Raw genomic sequence first — 15,710 nt, forward strand, 5'->3', positions numbered from 1 at the left:
CCGGGCCAGCATCGGCGGATGCCCGACCTGCGCTGGTACTTCGACCCGATCAGTCCTTTCGCCTGGCTGCAGTGGCCACGCATCGCCGCGCTGGCCGCCGAGCGGCCGGTGCAGCTGAGGCCGATCCTGTTTGCCGCCCTGCTCGACCACCACGGCCACAAGGGGCCGGCCGAAATTCCGGCCAAGCGCCGCTTCACCTATCGTTACGTGAGCTGGCGTGCGGCCCGCGACGGCCGGCCGCTGCGCTTTCCCCCGGCGCATCCGTTCAACCCCCTGCCAGCGCTGCGCCTGATCGTCGCCGCCGGCAGCACGCCGCCGGCAGTCGATGCGGTGCTGCGCTTCGTCTGGGAGTCAGGACAGGCCGCCGATAGCGTCGAGGCCATCGCCCCGCTGGCCGCCCGGCTCGGCGTCGAGGACACCGCCGCTGCGCTGTCGGCTGCCGAGGTGAAGCAGGGCCTGCTCGCCCATGGCGAGGAGGCACGCGAGCTCGGCGTGTTCGGCGTGCCTACCCTGCTTGTCGACGGCGAGCTGTTCTGGGGCGAGGACGCCACCGACATGGCGCTGGAATGGCTGCGGGATCCGGCCGCCGCAAGGCAGCGCTACGCCGCCACCGACACCCTGCCCGAGGCCGTGCAGCGTCGCCCCGCGCGCTGAGGAACGCCCGCCCGTGGCGTCGTCGAGCAGCAACCTTCGCGTTCCTCGATCCTGATCGGCAGCCCGCTGACCTGGAGACCGCGGCCGAGCGCAAAGATCCGGATCCATGCAGCTCCAATTGGGGCTCAAATCGGTCATTCGCCACCGACCCTGATCGGGCGGGCTCTTCGTAGGAGCGGACATGGCCGCGATCGCGGAGGTTCGCTCTGGCCGCGGTCTGTGGAGAACACGTCACGCCGCGGTCGCGCCCATGTGCGCTCCTACGGTCGGGCTTCGTTGGGCGTCGGCGAAGCCCCATAGGGTGCGCCTTGGGCGCACCGATAAGGGCGTTCGGACGGTACGCCCGGTGCGGCCAGCCGCACCCTATGAATGTCTTCTTCGCGCCCGTCTTTCACCCGGGCATGCCCGCGAAGGCGCTCGCCGGTGAGCCGGGAAGGGTCTCCCTGGCCTGGCCAGGCCTCGGCTTGGAGCGAACCGGGCGCGCGGCCATACTGCAGCGCCGGATCACGCGGAAGCTTCCGATGCGCTCGCTGGCCTGCACTGCCTTCTTCCTGTCCGTCACGCTCGGCGGCTGCACGCCGGACACTCCATCTGCGTCAGGGGACGCCTCCGAAGCGCAGCCAGCCGTTGCTGCAACCGTCGACAGCCTCGTCGCCGAAGACCGCAGCGTCGCCGAACTGCAGGCGCGAATGACGAGCGGGGACACCTCCGCCGTCAGCCTGACCCGCCACTACCTCGAGCGCATTGCAGCGGTCGACGACGCCGGCCCACGGCTCAATGCGGTGATCTCGCTCAACCCGGCGGCGATCGAGGAGGCCACCGAGCGCGACCGCGAGCGCAGCGCCGGCAACGTCCGCGGCCCGCTGCACGGCATCCCGGTCCTGCTCAAGGACAACATCGATGCACGGGGCATGGTGACCTCGGCTGGGTCCCTGGCGCTCGCCGACCACAGGCCGCCGCAGGATGCCTTCCTGGTCAGCCGGCTGCGCGAGGCCGGAGCGGTCATCCTCGGCAAGACCAACCTCAGCGAATGGGCCAACTTCCGCAGCACCGAGTCTTCCAGCGGCTGGAGCGGGCTCGGCGGGCAGACCCGCAACCCCTACGTGCTCGACCGTTCACCCTGTGGATCCAGCTCGGGCTCCGGAGTGGCCGTCGCCGCCGGTCTCGCGCCGCTGGCCGTGGGTACCGAGACCGACGGCTCGATCATCTGCCCGGCCGCGGTGAACGGCATCGTCGGTATCAAGCCCACGCTCGGTCTGGTCAGCCGCGGGGGCATCGTGCCGATCTCGCCGTCGCAGGACACCGCCGGCCCGATGGCGAGCTCGGTGGCCGATGCCGCGACCCTGCTGCAGGCGCTGGTGGCGGCCGATGGGGAAGATCCTGCCGCAGAGCCCGACCGCGCCGAAGTCGACTACCTCGCAGCCCTGCGAGCCGATGCCCTGCAGGGCGCTCGAATCGGCGTGATGCGCAAGGCCATGGGCTACCACCCCGAGGTCGACCGAGTGATGGAGGCGGCGATCATCGCCCTGCGCGAGGCCGGCGCCGAGGTCGTCGACCCGGCCGATCTGCCGACGCACGGGGAGTTCGGCAAACACGAGTTCGAAGTTTTGCTGTATGAGTTCCGGCCGGCGCTGGAGGCGTATCTGGCGCGCAGCAAGGCGCCGGTCGGCACGCTGGAGGCGCTGATCGGCTTCAATCGCGAGCACGCGGCGCGCAGCATGCCCTGGTTCGGCCAGGAGCTGTTCGAGCAGTCTGCCGCCAAAGGGCCGCTGAGCGAGCCGGCCTATGTCGAGGCGCGCGAGGTCGCGCGGCGCCTGGCCGGCACCGAGGGGATCGATGCGGCGCTCGCTGCGCATCAGGTCGACGCCCTGCTGACCAGCGCGGTCAGCCCGGCCTGGAGCATCGACTTCGCCAACGGCGACCACTTCCGCGGCGCTGGCTATTCCGCCGCCGCCGTGGCCGGCTACCCGAGCATCACCGTGCCCGCAGGCAGCGTCCACGGTCTGCCCATCGGCGTCGTGTTCATGGGCCGTGCCCACGACGAGGCTCGCCTGATCGGCTACGCCCATGCTTTCGAGCAGCGCACCCGGGCGCGCAGGCCGCCGTCCTTCCGGCCGTCCCTGTTGTCACCCTGAGCACCACGATCCCGACAGCGAAAGGCCCGCGCTCGGCGGGCCTTTCGAAGCGAGCGGCACGTGCCGCCCCTTGCGTGTCCCTCAGAACGGGATGTCGTCGTCGCTGAAGTCGTTGTCCTGGGGCGGGGGTGACTGGCGCGGGGGCTGCCCGCCGCCACGCTGGCCACCGTAGCCGCTGCGCTGGCCGCCGTCGTCGCGCGGCCCGCGACCGCCGCCACCGCCACCGCCACCGCGCATTCCACCGCCGCCACCGCCCTCACCGCCCATGCCGCCGAGCATCTGCATTTCATTGGCGATGATGTCGGTGGTGTAGCGCTCGATGCCGTCCTTGTCGGTGTACTTGTCGGTCTGCAGGCGGCCCTCGACATAGACCTGCTTGCCCTTGCGCAGGTACTCACCGGCGATTTCGGCGAGGCGGCCGAAGAACTTCACCCGGTGCCACTCGGTGCGCTCCTGCTGCTCGCCGGTCTGCTTGTCCTTCCAGGCCTCCGAGGTCGCCACCCGGATGGTGGTGATCGCGCCGCCGTTGGCGGTGTAGCGGGTTTCCGGATCGGCGCCGAGGTTGCCGACGATGATGACCTTGTTGATACCGCGAGCCATGGAGGTTCCTTGCGTTGCGCGCCGGCAACCGCTGCCGGCGACGGAAGCAGCCTAGTATACGACCGCCCCCCGCGCCCTAGGACGCCGCCGGCCATCCGGGTCGGATTTTTTCCCGGCGATGACACCTGTGCTCCGTATAATCTGTCCGATGAATGCCTCGCTCTCCCCTGCCGCCCCCGCTGCCCTCGGCGTGTCCGAGATCCAGCGGCTTGCCGCGCCGGACATGGACGCCGTCAACGCCCTGATCCGCAAGCGCCTCGCCTCCGATGTGCTGCTGATCAACCAGGTCGCCGAGCATCTGATCGCGGCCGGCGGCAAACGCCTGCGGCCGATGCTCCTGCTGCTGGCCGCGAGGGCACTCGGGCACCACGGCAACGAGGCTCACCAGCTTGCCGCCGTGGTGGAGTTCATCCACAGCGCCACCTTGCTGCATGACGACGTGGTCGACGAGTCGGATCTGCGCCGCGGGCGCAAGACGGCCAATGCCGTCTGGGGCAACGCCGCCAGCGTGCTGGTGGGCGATTTCCTGTATTCGCGCAGCTTCCAGCTGATGGTCGAGCTGGAGCGCATGCCGGTCATGCGCATCCTCGCCGACACCACCAACGCCATCGCCGAGGGCGAGGTCCTGCAGCTGCTGCACGTGCATAACCCGGACACCGACGAGGCCGCCTACTGGCGCGTCATCGAACGCAAGACCGCGGTGCTGTTCGCCGCGGCCACCCGGCTCGGCGCCGTCCTGGCAGGCGCCGACGAGGGCACCGAGATGGCCCTGCACCGCTACGGAATGGCTCTGGGCTACGCATTCCAGATGGCCGATGACGTGCTCGATTACACCTCGGATGCCGAGACACTCGGCAAGAACCTCGGGGATGACCTCGCCGAAGGCAAGGCGACCCTGCCGCTCATCCATGCCATGGCCCACGCGCCCGAAGCCATCCGCGCCCGCCTGCGACAGATCGTCGAGCAGGGCGAGGCCGAGGCGTTCCCGGAGGTGCTGGAGGCTATCCGCGCCTGTGGCGGCGTCGAGTACACCCTCGGCAAGGCCCGGGAGCAGGCGGCACTGGCCGAGGCCGAACTGGCCGGGCTGGACGACAACGCCTTCGTTCAGGCCCTGCGCGGGCTGGCCCGCTACGCGGTCGATCGCACGCACTAGCCGACTGTCCCGGCACCGGCGGGGCCGCGTGGCCCGACGCCGTTCGTGCTGAGGAATCGAAGCGCGAGCGGCCTGCGGAGACACCGGGTTTCGCCCTTCGATACCTCAGGGCGAACCGTTGCTTCGGGCGCGATGTTCCGTATGCGCTTCGCGTCTCCGATGCCGGACACGCCCCGAGGGTATCGAGGCACGAACGGCCTGCAGAGACATCGGGCTTCGCCCTCCAATACCTCAGGGCGAACGGATGCCTTGAATGCCTATCGAGAGCCCGGTTGCTCCGGCCGGTCGCGGACGATCCGTCGGCCGCCTGCGGCCGCACCCTACTCAGTCGAACAGCCCGACCTGCCGCGGCGCCTCCCGGCCGGTGCGCGCCGCCTCGTGGCGCAGCAGCCAGTCCTTCACGGGCAGGCCGCCGCCGAAACCGGTCAGTGAGCCATCGGCGCCGATCACCCGGTGGCAGGGAATGATGATCGGCAGTGGATTGCGGCCATTGGCCGCACCGACCGCGCGCACCGCGCTCGGCCTGCCGATGCGCGCCGCCAGCGCCGCGTAACTTTCGGTTTCACCGAAGCGTATCTGGACGAGCGCTTGCCAGACCTCGCGCTGGAAGGGCGTCCCCCGGGGCTGGAGGTCAAGCTCGAACTGCCGCAGCCGACCTTCGAAGTACGCGCCGAGCTGCTCCACCGCCGCGCCGAAGCCGCCGGGAGCCGGTGCCAGATCACCATTGAGGGGCGCCGGGCGGCCATCGCGGGCAAACAGGATGCCGGTGAGACGGTCTGCCTCGCCGATCAGGGTCAGCACGCCGATCGGCGTGTCCAGGCGGCGGAATCTCGCCTCGGTCATGCCGCCTCCCCTGCTGCTGAAGGCGGCTCCGACGCCGCGCGCCACAGGCGCATCAGGGCATAGGCGCGCCAGGGCCGCCAGGGCTGTGAACGCGCCTCGCAGGCGCGCTCGGCCAGCGGGCGACCGCTCCCCAGCTGCTGGCGCAGCACCAGGTCACCGGCGGGATAGGCATCGGGATCGTGCAGCACGCGCATCATCATGTAGTCGGCGGTCCAGGGGCCGATACCGCGCAGGGCGAGCGCGGCCCTGCGCCATTCCACCGGGTCCGCCCTGCCCGGCTCGTCGGCAAGACAGCCGTCCGCCACCGCCCGCGAAAGGCCACGCAGGCACTCGGCCCGCGCCGAGGTCACTCCGATGCCTTCGAACGAAGCTCCGGCCAGCGCAGCCGGCGTGGGGAAGGCACGGCGGAAGCCTTGGACCTCGGGAACGGGCTGACCGTAGCGCTCCACCACCCGGTTCATCAAGGTGCTGGCCGCCGCCACGCTGACCTGCTGGCCGAGCACCGCGCGCACCATCGACTCGAAGCCGGCGAAGGCGCCCGGCAGACGCTGCCCGGGAAAGCGCGCGCCGAGCGCCGCCAGCAGCGGATCACGGTCAAGCACGGAATCGATGGCCAGGGGATCGGCGTCGAGGTCGAACAGCCGGCGAAGGCGGCGCAGCACGCCCGGCAAGGCGGTCAACTCGGGCAACTCAAGGCGCACCTGCAGGGCGTGGCGACCGGGCAGACGGGTGACCTCCAGCCAGCCGCCGCGCCCGGAGCCTGGCAGCACCCGCAGGTAGGCGGACTCGCTGATCCGCTCGACGCCGGCGATCTCGCGTCGACGCAGGAAGGCAAGGATGCCATCCCAATCGTAGGGCGGCCGGTAGCCCAGCTGCAGGGTCAACGCCCCTCCATCGCGCACCGGGCGCCCGGCGCGCAGGGCGCTGGGAGTCATGCCGACCCGCTGGCGGAACGCGCTGTTGAACCTGCGCAGACTGCGGAAACCCGAGGCCAGCGCCACCTCCGTGACCGGCAAGGCCGACTCGGTCAACAGCTGTTTGGCCAGGAGCACGCACTGATTCAGGTGCAGGTCGAGGGGGCCTGCCCCCACCCGCTCGACCAGCAGGCGGCGAAGCTGCCGCTCGCCCACGCCCAGGCCCGCGGCCAGTGAGCCGACGTCGCCTGTCTCCAGCGCGCCCTGGCGGATCCGGACCAGGGCCGCTTCCACCGTGCGGTCACCGGAGTCGCAGGGCGCACTGCCCGGGGCGAGTTCCGGCCGGCAGCGCAGGCAGGGCCTGAATCCTGCAGCTGCCGCGCCCGCGGCATGGAGGAAGTAGCGCACATTGCGCTCGTGGGCGGGCGGCGCCGGGCAGACGGGCCGACAGTAGATCCCGGTGCTGGTCACGGCAACGAAGAAGCGCCCGTCGAAGCGCGCATCGCGGGCCTGGCGGGCGCGGGAGAAGAGCGCCAGCGTCGAGTCTGGGAAAGCGTCCATGGGCCAGTCCGTTGCGTGCGTCACGCGGCGCCGTCCGCGTCACGGCCCCCGCACCGGGGCGCGAAGGGCGAGACCACGTTACCCCGCTCGCCGACCGCGCGCTCGCCGCATTCGGACATCAACGCCGGCGCTAGGGCGCCCCCGCAGCGCTATGGCTCCACAGCCGCTGCTCGATGCGGCCGAGGCTGTCCGGGAGATCCGCCGCCGGCACCGGCCGACCGAAGTAGTAGCCCTGGGCGAAGTCGCAGCCCGAAGACTCGAGCAGGGCCAGCTGGCCGCCCGTCTCCACGCCCTCCGCCACCACCTGGAAGCCGAGCGCGTGGGACATGGCGATGATCGCCTTGCATAGCGCCAGCGCGCGTGGGTCGCGCTCCAGGCCGCTGACGAAACTCTGGTCGATCTTCACGTAGTCGATCGCATAGCGGTGCAGGTAGGAAAGCGAGGAGTAGCCCGTGCCGAAGTCGTCGATGGACACCTGCAGGCCCGCCTCGCGCAGCAGCTCGAGGCGCTGTTCGGGGCTGGCCGAGGCGTCGAGCAGCAGGCCCTCGGTGATCTCGAGAACCAGCGCCCGGCCGGGCAGCGGCTCGGCGCGGAGCCGCTGCAGCCAACGTGCAAGGTAGGCGTCCTCCGCGCGGAACTGGGCCGGGGAGACGTTGAGGGTGATCTGGAACTCAGGATGCAGCGATCGGCGCCACTGGGCCGCCTGGGTGAGCGCAGTCTCGAACACCCAGTCGCCGATCTCGTTGATGAGGCCGGCCTGCTCTGCCACCGGGATGAACTCAGCCGGGCTGACCTGACCCAGGGTCGGGTGCTGCCAGCGGATCAGCGCCTCGACCTTGCGCAGCACGCCCGAACGCAGATCGATGATCGGCTGGTAGTGAAGACTGAACTGACTATCGGCCAGCGCCGAGCGCAGCTCCCTGGCGATGCGCACGCGCTGCTCGGTGGCCGCCTCGAGATCGCGCGAGAAATAGCTGGTCCGATTGCGTCCACGGTCCTTGGCCGCGTAGAGGGCCTGATCGGCATGCTTGAACAGTTCCCCCACACTGCGCGCGTCGTCCGGATAGAGGCTGATGCCGATCGACGCGGAGACGAAGCATCGCTGCTGGTCGATCAGGAACGGCTGGTTGACCGCGTCGAGCAGCCGGCGGGATAGGTCCTCGACCTCTTCGCGTTCCGGCCGGTCGACCATCAGCACGGTGAACTCGTCGCCGCCCAGCCGCCCGGCGACGTCGATCAGGCGAAGCTCGTCGCGGATGCGCCGTGCCGCCTCGACCAGCAGCTGGTCGCCCTTCTCGTGGCCGAGCGTGTCGTTGATCTCCTTGAAGCCGTCGAGGTCGACGAACATCACGGCCAGGGCCCCGCCTTCACGGTCGCAGCGCTCGACCTCGGCCTGCAGGCGCTCACGGAACAGGCGCCGGTTCGGCAGCCCGGTCAGCGGGTCGAAGTTGGCCTGGCGCCAGATAAGCTCTTCGGTCTGCTTGCGCTCGCTGATGTCGGTATGGGTGCCGACCATGCGCAGGGGGCGTCCCTGGGCGTCACGGCTGACCACGGCACCACGGCTGAGAACCCACTTCCAGCTGCCATCCTTGCAACGGATCCGATGCTCGTTGACGTAGGACGGCGAAGCGCCGGAGAAATGCGCCTCGCGCGCGCGCTGCATCTCCTCCAGATCGTCCGGGTGGGTGCGGGAATCGAGCGCGTGCGGAGTGTTGGCCAGTTCGTCCTCGGCGTAGCCGTACATCGCCTTCAGGCGCGGAGTGAGGAACTCCATGCCATCGGCGATGTGCCAGTCCCACACGCCATCGCCGCTGGCCTCGAGGGCCAGCGCCCAGCGCTGCTCGTTCTCGCGCTCGATGCGCTCGGCCTCGCGACGCGCGGTGACGTCGGTCAGCAGGGCACGAATCAGCACCCGCTCCGGATCAGGCAGCCGCGACAGCCATACCTCGCAGGGCACCGGCCTGCCGTCGGCGCGGCGATGCTCCCAGCCGAAGCTGACCGGCCGCCCCGCGATGGCCTCCTCCAGATAGGCCGCGGCGGCGGCCTCGCTTTCCCGGCCATCCGGCTGCAGTGGCGGGCTGACAGTCGCCGGCGAGCTGCTCAGCAGCTGGGCCCGGCTCATGCCGAACAACTCCAGTGCCGGCTTGTTGGCCTCGACGAAATGACCGGCGCCGACATCGAAGACGACGATGGCTTCGGTCGCCAGCTCGATCTGATCGCGGTAGCGCCGCTCACTCAGGCGCAGCGCCTGCAGGGTCTGCTCGCGGGTTGCGGTGAGTGCCGCGATGACCATCGCCACGGCGGCATTCGACACGCCACCGATCCACTGTCCGAACAGCTGTTCGAAGTCACGAACCGCCTCGCCCTGCTGGTGGTACAGCAGATCCAGGGCGGCGGTGGCCGCCAGCGTGGTGGCCAGCGTCGCGCTATGGAACAGGCCGAACCGAAGCCCCATCCAGACCACCAGGGCAGCTGGAAGGACACCCAGGTCCACGCCGGCGAAGGCCAGCGCATCGTGCGACAGAGCCATGGCGATGGCCAGCACGAACCCAAGGGCCAACTCGAAACGCCGTGACCAGGCGCGCGGCCGGCCCAGCACCTCGCGATTCACCGCCAGCAGGGGCAGCCCGCCGAGCAGCACCCCGGCGGCGTCCCCCAGGCACCAGCCGAGCATGCCCAGCGCCAGGTCCGAGGCGGGCAGGAAGCCCAGCACCCAAAGGGCAAGCGAGCCGTTGATCGCGGCGAGTGCAGAGCAGCCGAGCGCAACAGGCAGGGCCAGCCACCACAGCGATCGCGCCGAGACGGCATCGGTATCGAAGCGCACTCCGCGCAGCAGCAACGCACCCACCCAGGCGGCCGCGGTACCGCCGGAGGCGATCCAGGCGCCAGCAAGCAGGTCGCCGCCGATCCAGCTGTTGACCGCGAACGACCCCAGCCAGACGAAAGGCCAGTACTGCCGCCCCCAGCGGCGCAGCGCGGCCAGCGCGATGCCCGAGGGCAACCACAGCAGCGCGACGAAATCGCCGATGGCTGGCAGCGAAACGCCCAGCACGCCCAGAGCAACGTAGGCGCTGGCCACCACCAGCCCCCGACCCAGTTCGGGCCGCTCTCCGCCAGGCCACCTCATTCGGCTGACCCATCACGGGGCGCGCGGGCGATCTGCCAGCGAGGCAGCACTCGGGGTGCTGGGCAGGCACAGCTTGGGTGCGGCGGCATCGGTCCCCTGCCGGCGATCGGATCAGTGCATCGATGCTACCGTGTCGGCCGCCGCAGGTCGCGCCCCCGTCGGGATCAGACCACCCGCGCCCACCCGCCGCGGCCCAGGCTGGGTAGAATCCGGACTCGGCAACGCCTTCCGGAAAGGTCCGAATGCTGGCTCCCGAAGCCTCTGTCGCAGTCGATCTGACGCCCTCCGCGGCGCGGCTTCGCTGCGTACTGATCTGCGACCTCGCCGACTCCACGGCCCTGATCGAGCGGATCGGCGATGCCCGGGCCAGCGTGGTGCTGCGCCAGCACGACCGCATCGCCCGGCAGGCGCTGGTTCGCCACCACGGCCAGGAGATCGACAAGACCGACGGCTTTCTCGCCCTGTTCGAGCGCCCGATCGAAGCGGTCGCCTTCGCCCTCGACTACCAGCAGCAGCTGCGCAAGCTCGGCGAGGACAACGGGCTGCAGCTGCGCACGCGCGTCGGTATCCACGTCGGCGAGCTGCTGAGCTGGCGCAATGCCAGCGCCGATGTGGCCGCGGGCGCCAAGCCGGTAGAGGTGGAGGGACTGGCCAAAGCGATCGCCGCGCGGTTGATGAGCCTTGCCGACCCTGGTCAGGTACTGCTCTCGGAGTCGGCCTACAGCCTCGCCCTGCGCGCCCGCGGCGAGCTGTCCCCCGAATGGCAGGCGCGCTGGTGCGAGCACGGCCCATACCGGCTGCACGGAGTCGGGCGCCCGATGCCGGTATTCGAGGTCGGAACCGCAGCGAATCCGCCGCATCCACCGGGGGACAAGATCAAGGCCCGGCGCCTTCGGCCCTGGTACCGCTGGCCACCGGTCTACGTCGCCCTGTTGCTGGCCTTGATCGCTGCGCCGCTGTGGTACGCGCTGCAGCCGACACCGGCGATCGCTTTTGTCGAGCGCGACTGGGTGGTGCTCGGCAATGTGCGCAACGTCACCGACCGCGGCGACCTCGGTCCGGCACTGGAGAGCGCCTTCAGGATCAGCCTCGAGCAGTCGCGCCACGTCAACCTGCTGTCCGAGCTGGCCGTTCGGGAAACCCTGCAGCGCATGCAGGATATCCCGGTGGACAGCGCGATCGACCGCGAGGTCGGCGCGGAGATCGCCCTGCGCCGCGGTGCGCGGGCGGTGATCATTCCGACGGTCGCCGAGGTCGGAGGCCGGCTGCGCTTCTCCGCAGAACTGGTCGAACCGCACTCGCGGGCCACCGTGTACGCGGCCTGGGCGGATGGTGTGGGTGCCGACTCGGCCCTGGGCTCGGTGGACCGCGTAGTGCGCGACCTGCGCGCCAGCCTCAACGAGGACCTGGCGATCATCACCGAGGAGTCCCGCCCGCTTCCCGAGGTATCGACCTCCAGCCTCGAGGCGCTGCGGGCCTTCGCACGCGCCCGCGAGTTGCTCAACGGCAGCCGGCGGGAGGAGGCCGTCACCGTGCTCAGGCAGGCGCTGATCCTCGACGGAAATTTCGACCTTGCCCGGCTTTCGCTGGCCACCATCGAGATGTCCCGCGGCGACTACGAGAAAGCCGTCGAGGAACTCCGCCTGATTCCTCTCGACAACCCCCGCCTGAGCGCCCGCGAGCGATTGCAGGTCGACGCCGTGCGGGCCTGGCTGGAGTCGGGACCGCACGAAACCTACCGCCGCTGGAAAGCGCTGGGCGAGCTCTATCCGGATCATCTTCCGGCCTTCGCCAACCTGGCCCATGTGGCCGCCGATGAGTTGCTGCTCTTCGACGAGGCCTTCGAAGCCATGTCGATGGCGCTGCGACCGAGCTATGCACTGCAGCGGTCGGCCCATCTCAGCCTGGCCACCATCGAACTGAGCCGCAATCGGGTGGCCGAAGCGGCGGGTCAGCTGGAAGCGGCTCGGCAGATCGACCCCGAGGACAGCTTCTTTGTCTTCGCCGACGTCGCCTTCGCCCGCGGTGACCTCGAGGAGGCACGACGGCGCCTCGGCGAACCGGCGGCCCGTGCCGAACGCCCCACGTCGCGCTATTCGAGGCTGCTGCGCCTGACCTCGGTGGAGCTGGAAGCCGGCAGGCTCGAGGCGGCGCGCAAACTGTGGGAAGACGGCTCGCCCCAGGGCGACGACGAGGCCTCGACCGCCCTGAGGCACCTGGAACGCCTCGTCCTGGCATCACTGCCCGGCGCCTCTCCCGACGCCGAAGCGCTGGCCGGGATCGCCCGCCTCGGGGCCACCGAAACCGAGGACGAGGTCGAGGCATTGCGCTCACAGCGGGAATTCCGCGCCATGCTGGCGGCCCTCCTGCTGGCCCGCAACGGCGAGCCTGGCGAGGCCCGGGCACTTCTGGCGCGCCCGGCCACCGTCCAGACGGCGCAAACCCACCCGATCAATGCCGATCTGCGCAGCGTGCTGGAAGCGGAAGTCGCCCTGCAGGAAGGCCGGGCCTCCGCCGCGCTGGACCTCCTGCAGTCGTCGCTGCGCGACACCTCGCTGGTCCTGGTCCGCCATCAGGCCCTGCGCAGCGCCCTCGCCGCCGGGGACGACGAGGCGGCAAGGCGCCACGCGGATTGGCTGCTGGCCAACCGCGGGCGGGCCATCGCCGAGATCAACCACCGCATGGTGCTGCAGCCGATGAACGTGCGCGCCCTGGCCGAGGCTGCCGCAGCCAGAGCCGCGACCGCTGCGCCCATCGGCCCTTGAGAGCAGGAGTGGCAGCGCGGCGCGGCCTTCAGGCCACGCCTTCTCCCTCAGCCGGGAGAATTCGACACGCGACACAGGTTGGCGACGCCCGACGCAGGGCCGCAGGCGTCCGCCGCGTCGGCGGCGGTCAGCTGGTCGGGTTGTGGATGATCTGGGCCAGGTGCGCGGTCAGCAGACGGCCGACCATCGCATCATGGTTCTGCCGCAGGGTATCCAGCGGCGCGAGGGTGCCGCCCATGATCTTCTGGCAGTCGTTGAGTGCTTCCTGGCTCTGGATGCCCAGCGAATCCAGGACCGGCGTCATGTTCGCCGCAAAGGCATCGTAATTTTCCTGCGATGCGGTGATGTGCGACATCACCCGCAGGGCTTCCGCCAGCGTCAGGCCCTTTGCCATGATCCCCCCTTAAGTTGGCCAGAATGCCTGGCAGCGCCAGTCTTCCATCTGCGCAGAGGGCTGGCAAGCGGCACTTTGCACCGCGGCGCCACGCTCTTCTAGCGCCCGCTGGCCCGTCACCAAGCGCTTCTGCAGCCCGTTCCGAGGTCCGCCGATGTTGATTCGACGCTGTTTCGCCCTGCTCATGGAGCCCGCGGAACTCCTGGAGTTCGACGCCGGACGACTGGTGCAGGACGGCGCGCCCTGGCGGGTCCGACCGGCCTGGCGCGCCCTGGCGGGGCACCTCGACGAAGCGGTCGAGATCGATGAGTCCCAGCTGCTCGCCCTTGGTCGACTTCCCATCCACGCCTGGCAACCGATACCCGACGACCCGGCGCAGGCGGAGGTGTTGTCGACGTTGATACGTATCGGTCTGGTCATCGCCGAGCACGGGGAGTCCGCACATCGCGCGGCCGACGACACCCTCCGCCAGGTGGGCTGGCATGCCATAAGCGCCGTCTTCCACCGCCACACGCGCTGGCACGACGCCGACTCGCGCGCGGCGGCGGACGCGCTGGCGACGCTCGGCAGCGAGCGACGCACTGCCCTGCAGGGTACGCCGCCCGAACCTGTGCTACGCCGGCAGGCGTCGGCAGCCCCACTGCGGCTGCCCGCCCCACCAGCCGACGCGCTGGATGAGCTGCTCGGGCGTCGGGTCACCTGCAGGAATTTCGACCGCCAACGGGCGGTGTCCAGCCAGGCGCTTTCCGCCTGCCTGTACCGGGCCTTCGGCGCGCAGGCAACGGCCCGTGCGGGCACGCCGCATCTGCTGCTGAAGAAGTTCGCACCCTCGGCCGGCGGGCTCCACCCGATCGATGTGTTCGTGTTCGTGCGACAGGTCGAGTCGCTCCACCCCGGCACCTACCACTACCTGCCCGATACCCATGCCCTGGAGCCGATCGAGCTGGCGCCCGACCAAGACATCGAAACGCTCTGCAAGCTGGCGCTGGCGGGGCAGGACTGGTTCGTCGGCGCGCCCGTTCTGCTCGCTCTCGCCTGCCGCTTCGACCGCAGCTACTGGAAGTACCGCGAGCACGCCAAGACCTATCGCGCCGCCAGCCTCGACCTCGGCCACGCCTCCCAGCTGCTCTATCTCGCGGCAACGGAGCAGGGGTTGGGCTGCTTTGTCACCTCTGCAATCAACGAACGGCCGCTCGACGAAGCACTCGGGCTGGACCCGTGTCGCGAAGGCGTTCTGGCGATGAGCGGGCTCGGGTATCGTGCCGCGGAGCGACGCGAGGTCGAGTTCGATCCGCTCGCCCGGGTCTGGCCCGGTGACAGCCTCTGAAACGCCTAGGTCAGCCTCGGCTCTTGTGCGCCAGCGCAGCGGCGTTGGCCTCCCAGTTCTGCCCATCGAAGGGCACCACGCGCGCGCCCTGCGGCCACTTATCGAGGCAGCGCAGATTGACGTCCATGCCGTCCGGGTTGGATCGCGGCACGTAGAACGGCTTGATCCCGCAGATGCTGCAGAACCGGTGCTCGGCCACCCCGGTGTTGAAACGATAGGTAGTGAGCGCATCGCCGCCCCGCAGCAGGCGGAACCTTGCCAAGGGCACGATCAGGTGGAGAAACCCGGTCATCCGGCAGATCGAGCAGTTGCAGTCCTCGATCTCCGGGTTGTCGGACACCTCGACCTCGAAGCGCACCGCGCCGCAGTGGCAGCCGCCTTGATGGAGCATGGGACGAATTCCGTCATGACTTGCAGGCCGACATTGAACCCGTTCGGCGCGCTGGAGGCCAGAGCGCGCTTCAAGAGATGGTCAATGTGGGCGCATATTTGCCGTTCGCTGCGGCCTCGGATGGGCGCGCTTTTCGTAGGAGCGGACATGGCCGCGACCGCGGAGGTTCGCTCTGGCCGCGGTCTGTGGAGAACATGTCACGCCGCGGTCGCGCCCATGTGCGCTCCTACGGTCGGGCTTCGTTGGGTGTTGGCGAAGACGCATAGGGTGCGCCGTGGGCGCACCGATGAGGGCGTTCGGACGCTATGTCCGGTGCGGCCAGCCGCACCCTATGCATGTCTGCTTTGCGCCCAGTGCCCGCATTCGGTCGGCAACCCCGGCGCGGTCAGCGGCCCCGGACGTCTGCCCCGGCCTGCGCCTGCAGGGTGTGCAGCACCTGCATCGCCCGATCGGCCTGCTCGATGGGAACAAACAGGTGATCGTGGTGCACCGCAGCCAGCACATTGCAGGCAATGCCCGCCTCACCCAGCGCGCGGGAAAAAGCCGCAGTAAAGCCGCATGCCTCCAGCGAGGAATTCACCTCGAGCACGATCCACGCGGCGCGAAGCATGATCTCGCAGCCAATACTCTCCGCCTCGGCCAGCGGCAGGACGAGAGTCAGACCTTCGCGCTCGCGGAAGCTCGCCAGCGCCTCGGCAGGAATCGCGCTGCCGCCCGGCAGGCAGACGAAGGCGTACTGTCCCGGCATGCGCCGCGGACGCATGCCGGCCAGCAGGGCGTCCAGGCGGGTTTCGGCAGGAGGCGGCGTCTCGGCAGGCATCTTCACTCAAACGGCGGGTGTTGGAG

General features: G+C 70.0%; 12 protein-coding genes. 5 read left to right on the forward strand and 7 right to left on the reverse strand.

Annotated features, from left to right (window positions below):
- Positions 1-18 precede the first annotated feature (18 nt).
- Both M0G41_RS05835 and M0G41_RS05840 read left to right on the forward strand, forming a co-directional pair.
- The gene (locus M0G41_RS05835; protein ID WP_248206395.1) at positions 19-654 is read left to right on the forward strand and encodes a 2-hydroxychromene-2-carboxylate isomerase; all 636 of its coding nucleotides are present in this window, start codon (positions 19-21) and stop codon (positions 652-654) included.
- 521 nt (positions 655-1,175) lie between these two features.
- On the forward strand, positions 1,176-2,789 hold the full coding sequence (locus M0G41_RS05840; protein WP_248206397.1) for an amidase: 1,614 nt from the start codon (positions 1,176-1,178) through the stop codon (positions 2,787-2,789).
- A gap of 81 nt (positions 2,790-2,870) precedes the next feature.
- Here the strand turns inward: M0G41_RS05840 and ssb are convergent, their stop codons facing one another.
- The gene (ssb, locus tag M0G41_RS05845) at positions 2,871-3,389 is read right to left on the reverse strand and encodes a single-stranded DNA-binding protein (RefSeq protein ID WP_248206400.1); all 519 of its coding nucleotides are present in this window, start codon (positions 3,387-3,389) and stop codon (positions 2,871-2,873) included.
- 148 nt (positions 3,390-3,537) lie between these two features.
- Here ssb and M0G41_RS05850 point away from each other — a divergent pair, with 148 nt between their 5' ends.
- Positions 3,538-4,542, forward strand: a complete 1,005-nt coding sequence (locus M0G41_RS05850; protein ID WP_248206403.1) for a polyprenyl synthetase family protein — start codon at positions 3,538-3,540, stop codon at positions 4,540-4,542.
- A 324-nt stretch (positions 4,543-4,866) separates the two neighbouring features.
- Here the strand turns inward: M0G41_RS05850 and M0G41_RS05855 are convergent, their stop codons facing one another.
- The 3 genes from M0G41_RS05855 to M0G41_RS05865 all read right to left on the reverse strand — a co-directional run bounded on the left by M0G41_RS05855 (position 4,867) and on the right by M0G41_RS05865 (position 9,987).
- Complete coding sequence (locus tag M0G41_RS05855; protein ID WP_248206405.1) at positions 4,867-5,385, reverse strand: methylated-DNA--[protein]-cysteine S-methyltransferase; 519 nt, start codon at positions 5,383-5,385, stop codon at positions 4,867-4,869.
- Entirely contained in the window at positions 5,382-6,860 is a 1,479-nt protein-coding gene (locus M0G41_RS05860; protein WP_248206409.1) for an AlkA N-terminal domain-containing protein, read from the reverse strand. The genes M0G41_RS05855 and M0G41_RS05860 overlap by 4 nt, the downstream gene beginning before the upstream one ends.
- 130 nt (positions 6,861-6,990) lie before the next feature.
- The gene (locus M0G41_RS05865; protein ID WP_248206412.1) at positions 6,991-9,987 is read right to left on the reverse strand and encodes a bifunctional diguanylate cyclase/phosphodiesterase; all 2,997 of its coding nucleotides are present in this window, start codon (positions 9,985-9,987) and stop codon (positions 6,991-6,993) included.
- Between the two features lie 242 nt (positions 9,988-10,229).
- Between M0G41_RS05865 and M0G41_RS05870 the strand changes: the two genes are divergently transcribed.
- On the forward strand, positions 10,230-12,752 hold the full coding sequence (locus tag M0G41_RS05870; RefSeq protein ID WP_248206414.1) for a putative peptide modification system cyclase: 2,523 nt from the start codon (positions 10,230-10,232) through the stop codon (positions 12,750-12,752).
- 127 nt (positions 12,753-12,879) lie between these two features.
- Here the strand turns inward: M0G41_RS05870 and M0G41_RS05875 are convergent, their stop codons facing one another.
- Positions 12,880-13,146 (reverse strand): hypothetical protein, encoded by a 267-nt coding sequence (locus tag M0G41_RS05875; protein ID WP_248206418.1) that lies wholly within the window; start codon positions 13,144-13,146, stop codon positions 12,880-12,882.
- A gap of 154 nt (positions 13,147-13,300) precedes the next feature.
- Here M0G41_RS05875 and M0G41_RS05880 point away from each other — a divergent pair, with 154 nt between their 5' ends.
- Positions 13,301-14,473, forward strand: coding sequence for a putative peptide maturation dehydrogenase (locus M0G41_RS05880; RefSeq protein WP_248206420.1), 1,173 nt, complete (start codon positions 13,301-13,303; stop codon positions 14,471-14,473).
- A 10-nt stretch (positions 14,474-14,483) separates the two neighbouring features.
- Here M0G41_RS05880 and M0G41_RS05885 read toward each other — a convergent pair whose 3' ends face one another.
- Both M0G41_RS05885 and M0G41_RS05890 read right to left on the reverse strand, forming a co-directional pair.
- Entirely contained in the window at positions 14,484-14,864 is a 381-nt protein-coding gene (locus M0G41_RS05885) for a GFA family protein (RefSeq protein ID WP_248206423.1), read from the reverse strand.
- Between the two features lie 385 nt (positions 14,865-15,249).
- Positions 15,250-15,684 (reverse strand): ACT domain-containing protein, encoded by a 435-nt coding sequence (locus tag M0G41_RS05890; RefSeq protein WP_248206426.1) that lies wholly within the window; start codon positions 15,682-15,684, stop codon positions 15,250-15,252.
- Between the last annotated feature and the right edge of the window lie 26 nt (positions 15,685-15,710).

Origin of the sequence: Pseudomarimonas salicorniae (assembly GCF_023156535.1) — a bacterium.
In the GTDB taxonomy this organism is placed as follows: domain Bacteria; phylum Pseudomonadota; class Gammaproteobacteria; order Xanthomonadales; family Xanthomonadaceae; genus Pseudomarimonas; species Pseudomarimonas salicorniae.

Coding starts and splice junctions, on each gene's coding strand:
- M0G41_RS05870 (WP_248206414.1), top strand. CDS start 10,230: ATGCTGGCTCCCGAAGCCTCTGTCGCAGTCGATCTGACGCCCTCCGCG.
- M0G41_RS05865 (WP_248206412.1), bottom strand. CDS start 9,987: ATGAGGTGGCCTGGCGGAGAGCGGCCCGAACTGGGTCGGGGGCTGGTG.
- ssb (WP_248206400.1), bottom strand. CDS start 3,389: ATGGCTCGCGGTATCAACAAGGTCATCATCGTCGGCAACCTCGGCGCC.
- M0G41_RS05860 (WP_248206409.1), bottom strand. CDS start 6,860: ATGGACGCTTTCCCAGACTCGACGCTGGCGCTCTTCTCCCGCGCCCGC.
- M0G41_RS05875 (WP_248206418.1), bottom strand. CDS start 13,146: ATGGCAAAGGGCCTGACGCTGGCGGAAGCCCTGCGGGTGATGTCGCAC.
- M0G41_RS05855 (WP_248206405.1), bottom strand. CDS start 5,385: ATGACCGAGGCGAGATTCCGCCGCCTGGACACGCCGATCGGCGTGCTG.
- M0G41_RS05880 (WP_248206420.1), top strand. CDS start 13,301: ATGTTGATTCGACGCTGTTTCGCCCTGCTCATGGAGCCCGCGGAACTC.
- M0G41_RS05840 (WP_248206397.1), top strand. CDS start 1,176: ATGCGCTCGCTGGCCTGCACTGCCTTCTTCCTGTCCGTCACGCTCGGC.
- M0G41_RS05850 (WP_248206403.1), top strand. CDS start 3,538: ATGAATGCCTCGCTCTCCCCTGCCGCCCCCGCTGCCCTCGGCGTGTCC.
- M0G41_RS05890 (WP_248206426.1), bottom strand. CDS start 15,684: ATGCCTGCCGAGACGCCGCCTCCTGCCGAAACCCGCCTGGACGCCCTG.
- M0G41_RS05835 (WP_248206395.1), top strand. CDS start 19: ATGCCCGACCTGCGCTGGTACTTCGACCCGATCAGTCCTTTCGCCTGG.
- M0G41_RS05885 (WP_248206423.1), bottom strand. CDS start 14,864: ATGCTCCATCAAGGCGGCTGCCACTGCGGCGCGGTGCGCTTCGAGGTC.